Source organism: Streptomyces sp. NRRL B-3229, from assembly GCF_000719505.1.
GTDB classification, from domain to species: Bacteria; Actinomycetota; Actinomycetes; order Streptomycetales; family Streptomycetaceae; genus Streptomyces; species Streptomyces griseorubiginosus.
Genome location: NZ_JOGP01000007.1, coordinates 266,643 through 282,364, shown reverse-complemented (window position 1 = coordinate 282,364; position 15,722 = coordinate 266,643). Strand labels below are relative to the sequence as shown.

13 protein-coding genes are annotated in these 15,722 nt (G+C 71.3%); 7 read left to right on the top strand and 6 right to left on the bottom strand.

Annotated elements, in window-relative coordinates; all coding sequences use genetic code 11:
• Window positions 1–106 precede the first annotated feature (106 nt).
• The 5 genes from IF54_RS0113165 to IF54_RS0113145 form a co-directional block, all read right to left on the bottom strand.
• On the bottom strand, window positions 107–1,099 hold the full coding sequence (locus tag IF54_RS0113165; protein ID WP_030317884.1) for an aldo/keto reductase: 993 nt from the start codon (window positions 1,097–1,099) through the stop codon (window positions 107–109).
• Window positions 1,100–1,143: 44 nt separating this feature from the next.
• A complete protein-coding gene (locus IF54_RS0113160) occupies window positions 1,144–1,773 on the bottom strand; it encodes a maltokinase N-terminal cap-like domain-containing protein (RefSeq protein WP_030317882.1) in 630 nt (209 codons plus the stop codon).
• Between the two features lie 16 nt (window positions 1,774–1,789).
• Window positions 1,790–2,377, bottom strand: coding sequence for a Uma2 family endonuclease (locus IF54_RS0113155; protein ID WP_030317880.1), 588 nt, complete (start codon window positions 2,375–2,377; stop codon window positions 1,790–1,792).
• Window positions 2,378–2,455: 78 nt separating this feature from the next.
• Window positions 2,456–3,373 (bottom strand): NADP-dependent oxidoreductase, encoded by a 918-nt coding sequence (locus IF54_RS0113150; RefSeq protein WP_030317878.1) that lies wholly within the window; start codon window positions 3,371–3,373, stop codon window positions 2,456–2,458.
• Between the two features lie 102 nt (window positions 3,374–3,475).
• Window positions 3,476–4,156 carry a GDSL-type esterase/lipase family protein gene (locus IF54_RS0113145; RefSeq protein ID WP_030317876.1) on the bottom strand — a complete coding sequence of 227 codons (681 nt, stop codon included), beginning with the start codon at window positions 4,154–4,156 and terminating at the stop codon, window positions 3,476–3,478.
• 397 nt (window positions 4,157–4,553) lie between these two features.
• Between IF54_RS0113145 and IF54_RS0113140 the strand changes: the two genes are divergently transcribed.
• The 4 genes from IF54_RS0113140 to IF54_RS0113125 all read left to right on the top strand — a co-directional run bounded on the left by IF54_RS0113140 (window position 4,554) and on the right by IF54_RS0113125 (window position 9,799).
• On the top strand, window positions 4,554–5,549 hold the full coding sequence (locus IF54_RS0113140; RefSeq protein ID WP_030317874.1) for a hypothetical protein: 996 nt from the start codon (window positions 4,554–4,556) through the stop codon (window positions 5,547–5,549).
• Window positions 5,550–5,730: 181 nt separating this feature from the next.
• Complete coding sequence (locus IF54_RS0113135; RefSeq protein ID WP_030317872.1) at window positions 5,731–7,248, top strand: cellulase family glycosylhydrolase; 1,518 nt, start codon at window positions 5,731–5,733, stop codon at window positions 7,246–7,248.
• A 201-nt stretch (window positions 7,249–7,449) separates the two neighbouring features.
• Window positions 7,450–8,112, top strand: coding sequence for a Type 1 glutamine amidotransferase-like domain-containing protein (locus tag IF54_RS0113130; RefSeq protein WP_030317870.1), 663 nt, complete (start codon window positions 7,450–7,452; stop codon window positions 8,110–8,112).
• Window positions 8,113–8,182: 70 nt separating this feature from the next.
• Window positions 8,183–9,799, top strand: a complete 1,617-nt coding sequence (locus IF54_RS0113125) for an alpha/beta hydrolase (protein ID WP_030317868.1) — start codon at window positions 8,183–8,185, stop codon at window positions 9,797–9,799.
• Window positions 9,800–9,868: 69 nt separating this feature from the next.
• Here IF54_RS0113125 and serC read toward each other — a convergent pair whose 3' ends face one another.
• The gene (gene serC, locus IF54_RS0113120) at window positions 9,869–10,987 is read right to left on the bottom strand and encodes a phosphoserine transaminase (protein WP_030317865.1); all 1,119 of its coding nucleotides are present in this window, start codon (window positions 10,985–10,987) and stop codon (window positions 9,869–9,871) included.
• 115 nt (window positions 10,988–11,102) lie between these two features.
• Between serC and IF54_RS39575 the strand changes: the two genes are divergently transcribed.
• The 3 genes from IF54_RS39575 to IF54_RS0113105 all read left to right on the top strand — a co-directional run bounded on the left by IF54_RS39575 (window position 11,103) and on the right by IF54_RS0113105 (window position 15,716).
• Window positions 11,103–14,210 carry an FAD-binding and (Fe-S)-binding domain-containing protein gene (locus IF54_RS39575; protein ID WP_037819904.1) on the top strand — a complete coding sequence of 1,036 codons (3,108 nt, stop codon included), beginning with the start codon at window positions 11,103–11,105 and terminating at the stop codon, window positions 14,208–14,210.
• A gap of 12 nt (window positions 14,211–14,222) precedes the next feature.
• The gene (locus IF54_RS0113110; protein WP_030317861.1) at window positions 14,223–14,663 is read left to right on the top strand and encodes a GNAT family N-acetyltransferase; all 441 of its coding nucleotides are present in this window, start codon (window positions 14,223–14,225) and stop codon (window positions 14,661–14,663) included.
• Between the two features lie 117 nt (window positions 14,664–14,780).
• Window positions 14,781–15,716 (top strand): EamA family transporter, encoded by a 936-nt coding sequence (locus IF54_RS0113105; protein ID WP_030317857.1) that lies wholly within the window; start codon window positions 14,781–14,783, stop codon window positions 15,714–15,716.
• The last annotated feature ends 6 nt before the right edge of the window (window positions 15,717–15,722 follow it).

Sequence of the window (15,722 nt, the reverse complement as noted above, 5' to 3'; positions counted from 1 at the left end):
GGTAGGTAGGGGAGTGCGGGGAACTGCGGCCAGTTCTTCGGCTGCCGCGCCGTCGTGGCTGGTCGCGCAGTTCCCCGCGCCCCTTTGGGGCGCTGCCCTCGCGGAGTTACCAGGCGAACGCCTCGGGCGACGGGCCCGGGCCCGGGAAGACCTCGTCCAGGCCCGCCAGGACCTCCTCGTTCAGCTCCAGGTCCACCGCCCTGATCGCCGAGACCAGCTGTTCCGCGGTGCGCGGGCCGACGATCGGGCCGGTGACGCCGGGGCGGGTCAGCAGCCAGGCCAGGGCCGCTTCGCCGGGCTCCAGGCCGTGCTTCTCCAGCAGGTCCTCGTAGGACTGGATCTGGGCGCGCTTGGCCGGGTCCTTGAGGGTGTCGGCGGCTCGGCCGGAGGCGCGGCGGCCGCCCTGGGCCTCCTTCTTGATGACCCCGCCGAGGAGCCCGCCGTGCAGCGGTGACCAGGGGATCACCCCGAGGCCGTACTCCTGTGCGGCCGGGATGACCTCCATCTCGGCGCGCCGCTCGGCCAGGTTGTACAGGCACTGCTCGCTGACCAGGCCGATGGTGCCGCCGCGCCGGGCGGCGATCTCGTTGGCCTGGGCGATCTTGTAGCCGGGGAAGTTGGACGACCCGGCGTACAGGATCTTGCCCTGCTGGATCAGGGTGTCGATCGCCTGCCAGATCTCCTCGAAGGGGGTGGCGCGGTCGACGTGGTGGAACTGGTAGATGTCGATGTAGTCGGTCTGGAGGCGCTTGAGCGAGGCGTCGACGGCCCGGCGGATGTTGACCGCGGAGAGCTTGTCGTGGTTGGGCCAGGCCTCGCCGTCCGCGGCCATGTTGCCGTAGACCTTGGTGGCGAGGACGGTCTTGTCGCGGTGAGCGGCGCTCTTCGCGAACCAGCTGCCGATGATCTCCTCGGTACGGCCCTTGTTCTCGCCCCAGCCGTACACGTTGGCGGTGTCGAAGTAGTTGATGCCCGCGTCGAGTGCCGAGTCCATGATCGCGTGGGAGTCGGCCTCATCGGTCTGCGGGCCGAAGTTCATGGTGCCGAGGACGAGTCGGCTGACCTTGAGTCCGGTGCGTCCGAGCTGCGTGTACTTCATGAGCACCTAGCCAACGGCGTGGAGTGCGCTCTAGGCAAGGGTTCTCAGGGAGTGCGCAGGCTTGCGAACACCGTGCGGGGGTCGGTGCCGTTCGAGGCCTTCCAGGTGGTGGAGATCTGGCCGGACGTTCCGTCGGGGGGCGTGGGGGACAGGGTCCGGTGGATGTGGAGGACGGTGCCGTCCGTGAGGGTGACGTCGGTGCCGTCCCGGTCCTCGGTGATCTCGGCGGGGCCGGTGGGGAGGGCGGAGCCGGTCCAGGAGTGGGCCACCTCGTGGTCCGGGGTGTCGCTGATGCTCTGGGCCATGGCCTGGGCGCGGCCCTCGAACAGGGCGAGGAGTTCGGTGCGCAGGACCGGGTCGTGGACGCCGTCGTAGGCCCAGCGGGGGCCCAGCACGCCGTGTTCCATGGTGCCGACGAGGGCCTGGTCCGCGCCGGGGAGCGGGGCGGCGCGGTAGGTGAGGGGGACGTGGTAGGCGACGGGCTCGGGGCCGGAGGTGTCGAGCGCCACCATGAACTCGATCCCGACCTCGCCCTCCGGGTCGTCCAGCCGGAACCCGCCGGCCTTGGTCAGCTCCGGTGTGCCGGAACCGGCGTACCACGGGCGGGTGGGCAGCCACGTGGTGAGCAGTTCGAGCTTGGTGGGCTTGAGGGTGGTGTTGTGGATGATCGCCATGCCGCGATTCTGTCAGTCAGTCGCGGGGGAACTCATCCGTTTTGAGGGTGAGGCCGAGGGGGGTGGCGGTCAGGTCCACGTCCTTGCCGAAGGCCACCTTGGTCTCGACCTCGTAGTCGCTCCCCTTGGGGTCGGTGTAGATGTGGCACCGCCCCTGGTACGGGTCCGCGATGACGTAGACGGGGACTTCGGCCGTGGCGTAGGCGGCCTTCTTCGGGCCGTAGTCGTTGGCCGCGGTGCCCTTGGAGATCACCTCGGCGACGAACTCGACGTCCTCGTAGGACCAGTGGCCGCTCTCCGTCTTGACGGCGCCTTCGGTCATCACCGTCACATCGGTCGCGAATCCGTTGAGGTGCCCCGGGTAGTCGATGCGCACGTCCGACTTCACGCGCTTCCGCGGGTACTTGGTCCGCAGCTGCTCGACGATGTCCAGGATGATCTCCCAGTGGGTGTCCCGCTGCGGCGACATGTAGACGGTCCCCTCGACGATCTCGACCTTGTATCCCTCGGGGACGGGCATCGTCTCGAGCCGCTCGAACATCTCGTCGAGGGTGCTCGTGTTGTCGCTCTCGGCCATCGCGATCCTGTCTTCAAGGACGGTCATCGTGGCGCTCCTCCCCGGCTGCCCCACGGAAGAGTGCAGCCGCGCAGTACAACGATACGCACGGTGACCAGGACACGTTTACGGCCGAAGCACGATCTTGCCGTGGGTGTGGCCCCGCTCCAGGTCGCGGTAGGCGTCCTGAACCTCCGCCAGCGGGTGGACGCGGGCCACCGGCACCGTCAGCTCCCCGCGCGCGGCCAGCCGGGCCAGTTCGCCGACGACGACCGCGCAGGCCGCCGAACCCTCGCCGTAGGTGCGCGCGCCGACCTCCGCCGCCGTACGCCAGTCGCGGATCGTGTTGATGCGGGAGGGCTGGACACCCAGTTCCACGGCCAGCCGCACATACCCCTCGCCGTACGTGTCGATGAACGCGTCGACCCGTCCGCCCGCGGCCTCCCGGACCCGCTCGGCCACTCCCTCCCCGTACGCGACCGGCACGACCCCCCGTTCCTTCAGCCAGTCGTGGTTGCGCGGGCTCGCCAGCCCGATCACCGTGGCGCCGCGTCGCCGCGCGAGCTGCACCGCGAGCGAGCCGACCCCGCCCGCCGCACCGGACACCACGACCGTGTCGCCCGGCGCGGGGTCCACCGCGAACACGCTCGCGTACGCGGTCGTACCGGCCACGTACAGCGACCCGGCCACCTCCCAGGAGAGCCCGGCCGGGCGCGCGACCAGGTTCACGTCGTCGACGGCCACGTACTCGGCGTGGCTGGCCCGCCGGTGGGTGAAGCCCAGCACCTCGTCACCCACCGCGAACCCCCGCACGTGCGGGCCCGTCTCCACCACCACCCCGGCCAGGTCGCTGCCCTGGCCGGAGGGGAAGGTCGCCGGCCAGCGGTCGTGCCGGGCGCCCTCGCGGATCATCACCTCACCGGGCTGGATCCCGGCCGCCCGCACCTCCACCAGCACCTGTCCGGCCCCGGGCGAGGGCCGCTCCACCTCCTCGACCCGCAGCACGTCGACACCGCCGTACTCGTGGAACCGGACCGCCTTCATCACGGGCTCACCGCACTTCCTCACGGGGATGGGGCGGCGCCTTCAACGGCCTTGGGGCGGACGGGTATTCCCAATCTCCCGCCTGTTCCCGCCGGTCGTCCGTCAGTCGGCCGTCCGGTACGGCTCGCCCAGGTCCCACGCCTGGTGCATCGCGTCGGCGAAGGCCGCGGCGACCTTGTGCTCGCCGCGTGCGTTCGGGTGGGTGCCGTCGTAGGTGTCGTGAGCGATGTCGTACGACGGGGGAGGGGTGGCCCGGAGCAGGGGGGAGCGGGGTTCGTCCAGGTCCGCGATCGTCTTGGCCAGGAGCTCGTTGAAGCGGGTGACCTGCTCGGCGAACGGGGGGTCCGTCTGCGCCCGGACGTTGGGGATCACCGGGAGGACGACCATGCGGATCCGGGGGTTCGCGCGGCGGGCCTCGGCGACGAAGGCCCGTACGTTCTCCGTGGTCTGGTCCGCGTTGGTGTAGAACCCGAGGTCGATCAGGCCCAGGGACACCAGGAGCACGTCGGCCCGTTGACCGCGCACCGCCTCGCCGATCAGCGGTGCCATGTGCTGCCAGCCCTCGCCCCAGCCGGCGAGGTGGGACCGGGGGAAGTCGGGATCGGCGTACGCGTACGACGTGGGCGCGTCGGCCGCCTTGTCGTACAGCGTCTCGCGCGGACCGACGAGGGTGAAGGGGCCGCCGTAGGTGTCACGCAGGTGCTGCCACATCCGGTACCGCCAGGTGTGCTCGCCCGCGCTGCCGATGGTCATGGAATCGCCGACGGGCATGAATCGCAGCATGCGCCCATCATCGGTGATTCTTACCAGCGGGTAACAGCTCTTGGGTCCATCCGTACTGTGAAGAACCCCACGCGGCCGCTGCGCTGGGCTTTGGCCGGGCGCCTGTGGGGGTGCCGGGTGCGGGTCCGCCCGCAGCGGCCGGCGTCCGGAACCGAGAACTGCTCAAGAGACCGAGCCGCCGGACCGAGGACGGACACCCCCCACCCCGGCACCGACCGACAACGCACCCGCACGCGCTACACAGGCCCCCACCGGACCGCAACGGGCCGCCGCAGGCCCCCAGGGGCGCGGGGAACTGCGCAAAAACGCCCGCCCCCACCGAACCCGCACCCGAAACTCGCACCCCCCCCGCCCCACCCCGCCCCAGCCCGGCGCTGCCGAATGGCAGGCTTGGGGCATGCCTCGACCCTTCGCCCTGCTCGCCGGGATCCTGCTCGTGGGCGCCTTCAGCCTGCCCGCCGTCGTGCCCGCCTCCGCTGACGACGGGGGCGGGAAGGGGGACAAGGGGTTCACCATCAGCGATCCCCGGATCACCGAGTCCAGCGGGCTCGCCGCCTCCCACCAGCACCCCGGCATCTACTGGACCCACAACGACCAGGACACCGGCGCCTACCTCTACGCCGTCGACAGCGCCACCGGCAGGACGGTCGCCCGGGTCACCATGACCGGGGTCGGCACCCCGCGGGACGTCGAGGCCATCGCGATCGGGCCCGGCAACGAGATCTGGGTCGGCGACATCGGGGACAACGACGGGGTCACCTGGCCCTACGTCTGGATCTACAAGCTCCCCGAGCCGAAGGAGTTGAAGGACCAGACCGTCAAGGCCACGCAGTACGTCGTGAAGTACTCGGACGGATCCCGGGACGCCGAGTCGATGGTCGTCCACCCCAAGACCGGACGGGTCTACATCATCGACAAGCAGGAGGACGGCGGCCACCTGTACGAGGGGCCGGCCGAACTCTCCCCGAAGGGCACCAACCTCTTCCGGCCCACCGCGCCGATCGACCTGTGGGCGACCGACGCCACGTTCTCACCGAACGGCGAACAGCTCGTCGTACGCGGGTACTTCGGCGGCCTCTGGTACGACTGGAACGGCGGCGACCTCAAGAAGAAGGGGCGACTCAGCGTTCCCCTCGGACAGGGCGAGTCGGTCTCCTACTCGCCCGACGGGACCAAGCTGCTCCTCGGCATGGAGGGCGCGAACAGCGAGGTGGAGGCGCAGGACGCGCCCAGGGGCTCCGGGTCCGACTCGCCCTCGGGAGGCGGGAGTTCCGCGGCCTCGGGAAGCGACGGCGGCGGGGACTCGAACGGCACGATCAAGATCGGCGCCCTCGCCCTGGGAGCCGTCGCCCTCCTCTTCGGGCTCCGGCGGCTGTTCCGGCGCAGCTCCTGAGCCCCCCTTTCGCCGGGCGGCCGCCAGGACCGCCGTGCGCCGTCGGCGGTGCGCCCGTTCCGGAAGCTGAGGACGTGGCGTCACGCGTCTTGACGTGTTCATGTGACCTGACTTCCATGGAGGTACAGGGCGATGGGAGCGCTCCCATCCGTTCCGGGCCCCTTTGAGAGGAAGCAGCGACATGTTCCGCAGCTTGCGAAGAGTGCTGTGTGCGGCGGCGCTCGTGGTGCCGCTCCTGGCCGGAGCGCAGACGGCGCACGCCGCCGAGGCGAAGGCCGACGCCGGTGCCGGCTACTGGCACACCAGCGGCCGGCAGATCCTGGACGCGTCCGGGCAGCCGGTCCGCATCGCCGGGATCAACTGGTTCGGCTTCGAGACCTCCAACCGCGTCGTCCACGGCCTCTGGTCCCGCGACTACAAGTCCATGATCGACCAGATGAAGTCGCTGGGCTACAACACGCTCCGCATCCCGTACAGCGACGACATCCTCAAGCCGGGCACCGTCCCCAACAGCATCGACTTCTCCGGCGGCAAGAACGCCGACCTCCAGGGCCTCACCTCCCTCGGCGTCCTGGACAAGCTGGTGTCGTACGCCGGCCAGGACGGCCTCAAGGTCATCCTCGACCGGCACCGCCCGGACTCCGCGGGCCAGTCGGCGCTCTGGTACACGGCCGCGGTCCCGGAGTCGACCTGGATCGCCAACCTCAAGGCGCTGGCGGCGCGTTACCAGGGCCAGGACACCGTCGTAGGCATCGATCTTCACAACGAGCCCCACGATCCCGCCTGTTGGGGATGCGGGGACACCGCCACGGACTGGCGGCTCGCGGCCCAGCGGGCCGGGAACGCGGTGCTGGGGGTCAACCCCAACCTGCTGATCTTCGTCGAGGGGGTCCAGACCGTCAACGGCGTCTCGGGCTGGTGGGGCGGCAACCTCATGGGGGTCGCGCAGTACCCGGTGCAGCTGAGCGTGGCCAACCGGGTCGTGTACTCGGCCCACGACTACGCGACGAGCGTGGCCCAGCAGAGCTGGTTCAGCGATCCGTCGTTCCCCGCCAACATGCCGGGGATCTGGGACAAGTACTGGGGCTACATCTTCAAGCAGAACATCGCGCCGGTGTGGGTGGGCGAGTTCGGCACCACGCTGACCTCGACCGTGGACCAGAAATGGCTGGCGGCACTGGTGTCCTACCTCCGCCCGACGTCGACGTACGGCGCCGACTCCTTCCACTGGACCTTCTGGTCGTGGAACCCCAACTCCGGTGACACGGGCGGAATCCTGAAGGACGACTGGCAGACCGTGGACACCGTGAAGGACAGCTACCTGGCGAGCGTGAAGGCGCCGGGCTTCCCGGGCTCGGGCGGCGGTCCGGGGGGCCCCGGTGACCCGGGTGGCGGCACGGCCGCCTGCACCGCCTCCTACGCGGTGAGCAGCGACTGGGGCAGCGGCTTCAACGCCGAGGTCAAGGTGACCAATTCGGGCTCGACGGCACTGTCGTCCTGGAAGGTGACCTGGACCTGGCCGGGTGCGCAGAAGGTCACCTCCATGTGGAACGCGTCGTACACCCAGACCGGCGCGACGGTGACGGCGACGAACGCCGCGCACAACGGGTCGGTCCCGGCGGGCGGTTCGGCGAGCTTCGGGTTCGGGGCGGCGCCGGGGGGCGGGGGTGTGCCGAGTGTGAGCTGCACGGCTGCGTGAGGGGTGGGGGCGCTCGGTACTGGCTACTGGGCGCCCTCGGCCGGCCGGCCGGCTACGCGTGGCGGGAAGCGGGGAGTTCGGAGTTGACCACCCGGCCGGTGGAGGAACGGTTGAATGCCTATGTCACCGCGCTGATGGTCGCGCCGGGCCGAGGGGTGCGGCCCGGGGGCCCCGGCACCCTGTGATGTGCGGAAGGACATCATGAAGCTTCTCCTCACCGACTCCGGCGTCACCAACGACAGCATCCGGGACGCGCTCGTCGGCCTTCTGGGCAAGCCGATCGCCGAGGCGGACGCCCTGTGCGTCCCCACCGCGGGCTACGGCGCCCCCGACGCCGATCCGGGCGGCCCGTGGCGGTTCGTCAGCGGACAGTCCCACTGCCCCATGACCGGGCTGGGCTGGAAGTCGGTGGGCGTCCTGGAACTCACCGCCCTGCCCAGCATCGAGAAGGAGCACTGGGTCTCCTGGGTCCGCAGGGCGGACGTCCTCCTGGTCAACGGCGGTGACGCGCTCTACCTGAGCCACTGGATGCGGGAGTCCGGACTGGCCGAACTCCTGCCCTCACTGCCCGACCTGGTCTACGTGGGATTCAGCGCCGGGAGCATGGTGCTGACCCCGCGCATCGGGGACCACTTCGTGGGCTGGAAGCCGTCCACCGGTGGCGACAGCGCGCTGGGTCTGGTCGACTTCTCCGTCTTCCCGCACCTGGATCACCCGGCCTGCCCCGACAACACCACGGCCGACGCGGAACGTTGGGCGGCCGGGATCGGTGGTCCGGCGTACGCGATCGACGACCAGACGGCCATCAAGGTGGTGGACGGCGTCGTGGAGGTGGTCTCCGAAGGACGCTGGAAGTCCTACTGAATCACAGGAGATTCAAAAATTTCGCACACGCGGTTCATAATCGACAGTTTCTTCGACAGGATGCGCTCCTATGAGAAGAAGCGCTCTTGTGCTGTGCGGTGCGACGGTCGTCCTGGCGGGGGCCGTCACGGCCGTCCCCGCCGAGGCCGGTACGTCCCTCACCGCGTCCCCCGCCCTGTCGGCGGCGAAGGTCAGCTGGAAGAAGTGCGGTACCGAGAACTCCCCGACGCTCCAGTGCGGTTCGGTGAAGGTGCCGCTGGACTACGCCCACCCCAAGGGGCGGCAGATCACCCTGGCCCTGTCCCGGGTCCCGCACACCGCGAAGAAGTACCAGGGCCCGCTGCTGGTCAACCCGGGCGGCCCCGGCGGCAGCGGTCTCGGCCTCGCCGGATTCGTCGCCGGGAGCCTGCCCAAGGCGGTCGCGTCCCAGTACGACGTCATCGGCTTCGACCCGCGCGGCGTCGGCAAGAGTTCGCCCGCCCTCGACTGCAAGCCGGGCTACTTCAACCCGGTGCGGCCCGCGAGCGTCCCGAAGACGCCCGCGATCGAGAAGGCCAACCTGGAGCGCGCCAAGTCCTTCGCCGCCGCCTGCGGCCGCAAGTACGCGAGCGTGCTGCCGTACATCAACACCATCAACGCCGTTAAGGACATGGACTCGATCCGCAAGTCCCTCGGCGCGAAGAAGATCAACTACTTCGGCTACTCGTACGGCACCTACCTGGGCCAGGTCTACGCGAAGCTCTTCCCGGGCAACGTGCGCCGCCTGGTGCTGGACTCGATCGTCGACCCCGACGGGGTCTGGTACGACGCCAACATCTCGCAGGACTACGCGTTCGACGCCCGCCAGAAGGCCCTGATGGCGTGGATCGCGAAGTACGACTCCACGTACAAGCTCGGTACCGACCCGGCCAAGATCGAGGCCAAGTGGTACGCGATGCAGGCCGAGTTGGCGAAGACGCCGGCCGGCGGCAAGGTGGGCGCGGCCGAGCTGGAGGACACCTTCATCCCGGGCGGCTACTACAACGGCTACTGGCCCGACCTGGCCAAGGCGTTCGCCGCGTACGTGAACGACAAGAACGCCGCCCCGCTGGTCGAGGCGTACGAGAACCTCGCCGCGATCGACGCCTCCGGTGACAACGGCTACAGCATCTACACCGCCGTGCAGTGCCGTGACGCCTCCTGGCCGCGCGACTGGAAGCAGTGGCAGAAGGACAACTGGGCCGTCTACAAGAAGGCTCCCTTCATGGCCTGGAGCAACGCCTGGTACAACGCGCCGTGCGCGTTCTGGCCCACGAAGACCCTGAAGCCGGTGAACGTCGCCAACTCCAAGCTCCCGCCGGTGCTCCTGTTCCAGGCGACGGACGACGCGGCCACCCCGTACCAGGGCGGCGTCACCGTCCACCGCCTGCTCAAGCACTCCAGCCTGGTCGTCGAGCAGGGCGGCGGCAACCACGGCATCTCCCTGAGCGGCAACGCCTGCCTCGACAAGTACCTCGCCAAGTACCTGACCGACGGCACGGTCCCCCGCGGCCACGGCACCGCCGACGCGGTCTGCAAGAAGCTCCCCGACCCGAAGCCGTCGGCGGCCCAGCCGGCCACGGCGTCGGCCCTGACCGGCGCCTCCACGCCGGCCACGGCGGCCCGGGGCGGCGACGAGCTGCACCAGCTGCTCGGCTTCCGCGGCTGAGCATGAGCTGACGCACGACGAAGGGCGCCCGGTGTTCTCCGGGCGCCCTTCACTGTCGTACCGAAGTGATCAGAGCTTCTCGATGACGTAGTCGATGCACTTCGTCAGGGCCTCGACGTCCGCCGGGTCGATCGCCGGGAACATCGCGACGCGGAGCTGGTTGCGGCCGAGCTTGCGGTAGGGCTCGGTGTCGACGATGCCGTTGGCGCGCAGGACCTTGGCGATCGCGGCGGCGTCGATCTCGTCGGAGAAGTCGATCGTGCCGATGACCTGGGAGCGCTTGGCCGGGTCGGTGACGAACGGCGTCGCGTGCTTGGACTCCTCCGCCCAGCCGTACAGCCGCGTCGAGGAGTCCTTCGTACGGGCCGTCGACCAGGCCAGACCGCCCTGGCCGTTGATCCACTCCAGCTGCTGGTTCAGCAGGAAGAGGGTGGCGAGGGCCGGGGTGTTGTACGTCTGGTTCTTGCGGGAGTTGTCGATCGCCGTGGGGAGGCTGAAGAACTCCGGGACGTGGCGGCCCGACGCGTGGATCCGCTCGGCGCGCTCGATCGCGGCAGGGGAGAACACGCCGATCCACAGGCCGCCGTCGGAGGCGAAGGACTTCTGCGGGGCGAAGTAGTAGACGTCCGTCTCCGACACGTCCACCGGGAGACCGCCGGCGCCGCTCGTCGCGTCGACCAGGACCAGTGCCCCGTCGTCCGCGCCCGCGACCCGCTTGACCGGGGCGGCGACACCCGTCGAGGTCTCGTTGTGGGTGAAGGCGTACACGTCGACGCCCGCCTCGGCCTGCGGCTCGGGGTGCGTGCCCGGGTCGGAGGCGATGACGGTGGGCTCGGCCAGCCAGGGCGCGAGCTTGGACGCCTTCGCGAACTTCGACGAGAACTCGCCGAAGTTCAGGTGCTGCGACTTGTTCTCGATCAGCCCGTGCGTCGCCACGTCCCAGAACGCGGTCGAGCCGCCGTTGCCGAGGACGACCTCGTAGCCCTCGGGCAGCGAGAACAGCTCGGAGATGCCCTCACGCACCTGGCCGACCAGGTTCTTCACCGGGGCCTGGCGGTGGGACGTCCCGAGCAGGGACGTACCGGTCGCGGCGAGGGCGTCGAGCGCCTCGACCCGCACCTTGGAGGGGCCCGCGCCGAAACGTCCGTCGGCGGGCTTGATGTCAGCGGGAATCTGGATCTCAGCCACGGACCGAGGTTAGCGGCTGGGGGAAACCTGGTGGAAACCTCGTCCGTCGGCTGAGACGTCCGTGCCCGAGGGGCCGGGAGGGCGGACGGGCCCGAGAGGCTGGGAGGGTGGACCCATGACGGGTCTGGAAACCGCGCTGCGCAAGGCCGTGCGGGGGGACGTCGGCTTCGACGTCACCTCCCGGGCGCTGACCACCATGGACGCCTCCAACTACCGGCGGGTCCCCCTCGGCGTGGTCGCGCCGAGAGACGCCGACGACGTGGCCGCCGTACTGGAGGTCTGTCGCTCGCACGGAGTACCCGTCGTGCCGCGCGGCGGCGGCACCTCCATCGCCGGGCAGGCCACCGGCACCGGAGTCGTCCTCGACTTCACCCGGCACATGAACAGGGTCGTGTCCCTCGACCCCGAGACGCGCACCGCCGTCGTCCAGCCGGGGCTCGTGCTGGACCGGCTCCAGGACGCGGCCGCCCCGCACGGGCTGCGCTTCGGGCCCGACCCCTCCACCCACAGCCGCTGCACGCTCGGCGGGATGATCGGCAACAACTCCTGCGGCTCGCACTCGGTGGCCTGGGGGACGACCGCCGACAGTGTGCGCGAGCTGGACGTCGTCACCGCGCGCGGGCAGCGGCTGCGGCTCGGCCAGGACTGGGCCGGGGCACCGACGGGGCTGCGGGAGCTGGTGGACGGCGAGCTCGCGCGGCTGCGCACCGGGTTCCCCGAGCTGCCCCGCCGGATCTCCGGCTACGCGCTGGACGCCCTGCTTCCGGAGCACCGGGCCGACGTCGCCCGCGCGTTCTGCGGCAGCGAGGGCACCCTCGGCGTCCTCACCGAGGCCGTCGTACGGCTGGTGGAGGCGCCCCGCGCGCGTGCGCTCGCCGTGCTCGGGTACGTGGACGAGGGAGCGGCCGCCGAGGCCGCCGCCGGACTGCTGCCCCACCACCCCCTGACCGTGGAGGGGATGGCGGCCGACCTGGTGCCCTCGGCGGCCGCGTTGCCCAGGGGCGGCGCGTGGCTGTTCGTGGAGACCGGCGGGACCTCCGGGGCGGAGGCACACGCGCGTGCGGAGCAGATCGTGCGCGCCGCCGACGTCCTCGACGCCCTCGTGGTGACCGACCCGGCCGGTCAGCGGGCCCTGTGGCGGATCCGCGAGGACGCCAGCGGAACGGCGACCCGGATGCCAGACGGGTCCGAGGCCTGGCCCGGCTGGGAGGACTGCGCGGTGCCGCCGCGGCGCCTGGGCGCCTACCTGCGGGACTTCCGGCGCCTGCTCGGCTCCCACGGCCTGCGCGGCACGCCGTACGGCCACTTCGGCGACGGCTGCATCCACGTCCGCATCGACTTCGACCTGCTGACCGGGGCGGGTGTCTCCCGCTTCCGGCGCTTCTCCGAGGAGCTCGCCGAGCTCGTCGTCGCGCACGGCGGCTCGCTGTCCGGGGAGCACGGGGACGGCCTGGCCCGCGCCGAACTGCTCCCGAAGATGTACGGCGACGACCTGGTCGCCCTCTTCGAGCGCGCGAAGGCCGTCTGGGACCCGGACGACCTCCTCAACCCCGGCGTTCTGGTCCGCCCGGCCCCCCTCGACGCGAACCTCCGTTTCTCCGTCCTGCCCCGGAAGCCGGTCGACGTCGCCTTCGGCTACCCGGCCGACGGCGGTGACTTCTCCGCGGCCGTACGACGCTGTGTCGGGGTCGCGAAATGCCGTACGACAGCGGTCTCCGGGCCCGCCGTCATGTGCCCTTCCTTCCGGGCCACGGGGGAGGAGGAGCACTCCACGCGCGGCCGGGCGAGGCTGCTGCACGAGATGCTCGCGGGCGAGGCCGGCGGACTCGTGACCGACGGCTGGCGGTCGACTCAGGTGCGGGACGCCCTCGACCTGTGCCTGTCCTGCAAGGGCTGCCGGTCCGACTGCCCGGTCGGGGTCGACATGGCCACGTACAAGGCGGAGTTCCTGCACCACCACTACGCCGGACGCCGCCGCCCGGCCGCCCACTACAGCATGGGCCGGCTGCCGGTGTGGCTGCGCTGGGTGGACCGGTTGCGGCTGGCTGGGCTGGTCAACTCCCTCGCCTCCGTACGGCCGTTGGCCGCCGTCGCGAAACGGCTCGGCGGGATCGCGGCGGAGCGGCGGATCCCGCGGCTGGCTCCGGAGACGTTCGGCCGGTGGCTGCGGCGGCGGGAGCGGGAGCGGATGCGGGAGTGGACGACCGAGGCCCGGAAGGGCGGGAGACCCGAACTGCCCCGCACAATGGTCTACCTGTGGCCGGACACCTTCACCGAGCACCTCTCGCCGGACGTCGGCCGGGCGGCGGTGCGGGTGCTGGAGGCGGCCGGGATCGGGGTCCTGGAACTGCCGGGGCGGCCGTGGAAGGTGGCGCGGACGGAGGACGGCGAGGTCGCGGGCGTCGGCATGCCCCAACCCTGGGGCCGCCCGCGCGACCGCGCCTGCTGCGGGCTGACGTACCTCTCGACGGGCCAACTGGACCAGGCCCGCGCGGTGTTGCGCCGCACGCTCGACCTGGTGGAGCCGTTTCTGCTGCCTGAGCTGGACGAGGTGCCGGGTTCGGAGCAGGTGCCGGGGCTGGAGGAGGCGACGGGGCTGGGGGAGGCGGAGCTGGGGGAGGCGACGGGGCTGGGGGAGGCGACGGGGCTGGGGGAGGCGACGGGGCTGGACGAGGCGGAGCTGGACGAGGTGACGGAGCCGCCCGCCTTCGTCGTCCTGGAGCCGAGCTGTGCCGCCGCCCTGCGCACCGACCTCCCCGAGCTGCTGCACGACGACCCGCGCGCCGCCCGTCTCGCCGCCCGCGTCCTCACCTTCGCGGAGGCGCTGGAACGGCTCGCCCCCGACTGGCGGCCACCGGCCCTGAACCGCCCGGTCGTCGGCCAGACCCACTGTCACCAGCACGCGGTACTGGGGGACGCCTCCGACCGCCGGCTGCGCGAGGCGGCGGGCCTCACCGGCGAGTTGACGGGCGGCTGCTGCGGCCTGGCGGGCAACTTCGGCTTCGAGAAAGGGCACTTCGAGGTGTCCCGGGCGTGCGCCGAGGAACAACTGCTGCCGTCGGTGCGCGGGGCGTCCGAGGACACGGTGGTCCTGGCGGACGGCTTCTCCTGCCGGACCCAGCTGGAGCAGCTGGCGCAGGTGCGGGGGCGGCATCTGGCGGAGGTGCTGGCGGAGGGGCTGGACCGGGAGTCGCAGGCCGGGGCTGTCCCACCCGCGCCCTGAGAGACTTCGATCATGGAGACGTACAGCTGGACCCTGCGTCCCGCGACCCCGGACGACGTCGAGCCGATCGCCGAGCTGCGGGCCGTGGTGATGCGTCCCGACCTGGAGCGGCTGGGGCGGTTCGACGAGCGGCGGGTGCGGCAGCGGTTCCGGGACGCCTTCGTCGCGGCGCATCTGTCGGTCATCGAGACCGAGGGCCGTTTCGCGGGCTGTGTCGCGCTGCGCCCGGCCGAGGACGGGCACTGGCTGGAGCACTTCTTCATCGACCCGGGCATGCAGGGACGCGGCCTGGGCTCGGCGGTCCTGCGCACCCTGCTGGCCCGCACCGACGCGGCCGGCGTGACCGTACGCCTCGACGTCCTCCAGGGCAGTGCGGCCCGCCGCCTCTACGAACGGCACGGCTTCACGGTGGAGTCCGAGGACGCCGTCGACGTGTTCATGGTGCGGCGCTGATGTCACCCGTCGAGACAGTCGTATAGCCGGTTTACGCACCTGGCGAAGTCCACTACCCTGGACTCGACAGTGCATCACGATGAACGACCGTCTCGAATCGACCTCCTGGAAGTCCCCGTGACCACCCCCAGCACCGACCTGCCGTCCTCACCCCCGCTCACAGCAGCCCCCGGCGCCGGCCCCCGACGCTTCGGCTCCCTCGGTCCCGTCGGCCTGGTCCTCGCCGGTGGTGTATCCGTGCAGTTCGGTGCGGCGCTGGCCGTGACTCTCATGCCGAGGGCGGGCGCGCTCGGGGTCGTGACCCTGCGGCTCCTGGCCGCCGCGATCGTGCTGCTGGTCGTGTGCCGGCCCCGGCTGCGCGGCCACTCCCGCACGGACTGGGGGACGGTCGTGGTCTTCGGCCTCACCATGGCCGCGATGAACGGCCTCTTCTACCAGGCCGTCGACCGCATCCCCCTCGGCCCCGCGGTCACCCTGGAGGTCCTCGGACCCCTCACCCTCTCGGTGCTCGCCTCCCGCCGGGCGGTCAACGTCGTCTGGGCCGGGCTCGCGCTCGTCGGAGTGTTCCTCCTCGGCGGCGGGAACTTCGGCGGCCTCGACCCGCTCGGCGTGGCGTTCGCGCTGGCGGCGGGGGCCATGTGGGCGGCGTACATCGTCTTCAGTGCGCGCACCGGCCGCCGTTTCCCGCAGGCCGACGGGCTCGCCCTGGCGATGGCGGTGGGCGCGCTGGCGTTCCTGCCGTTCGGCGTGGTGGGGTCCGGCACCCGGCTCCTCGACCCGGTGACCGTGGGCCTCGGCGCGGGGGTCGCCGTGCTGTCCTCGGTGCTGCCCTACACCCTGGAACTCCTGGCCCTGCGCCGCCTGCCCGCCTCCACCTTCGCGATCCTCATGAGCCTGGAACCGGGCATCGCCGCCCTCGCGGGCTTCCTGATCCTCGACCAGGCCCTGTCCGCCCTCCAGGCACTCGCCATCGCGCTGGTGATCGCGGCGAGCATGGGTGCGGTGCGGACGCAGGTGGGGCGGGGGAAGGCGGCGCGGGGGACTCTGCCGTGAGCTGAG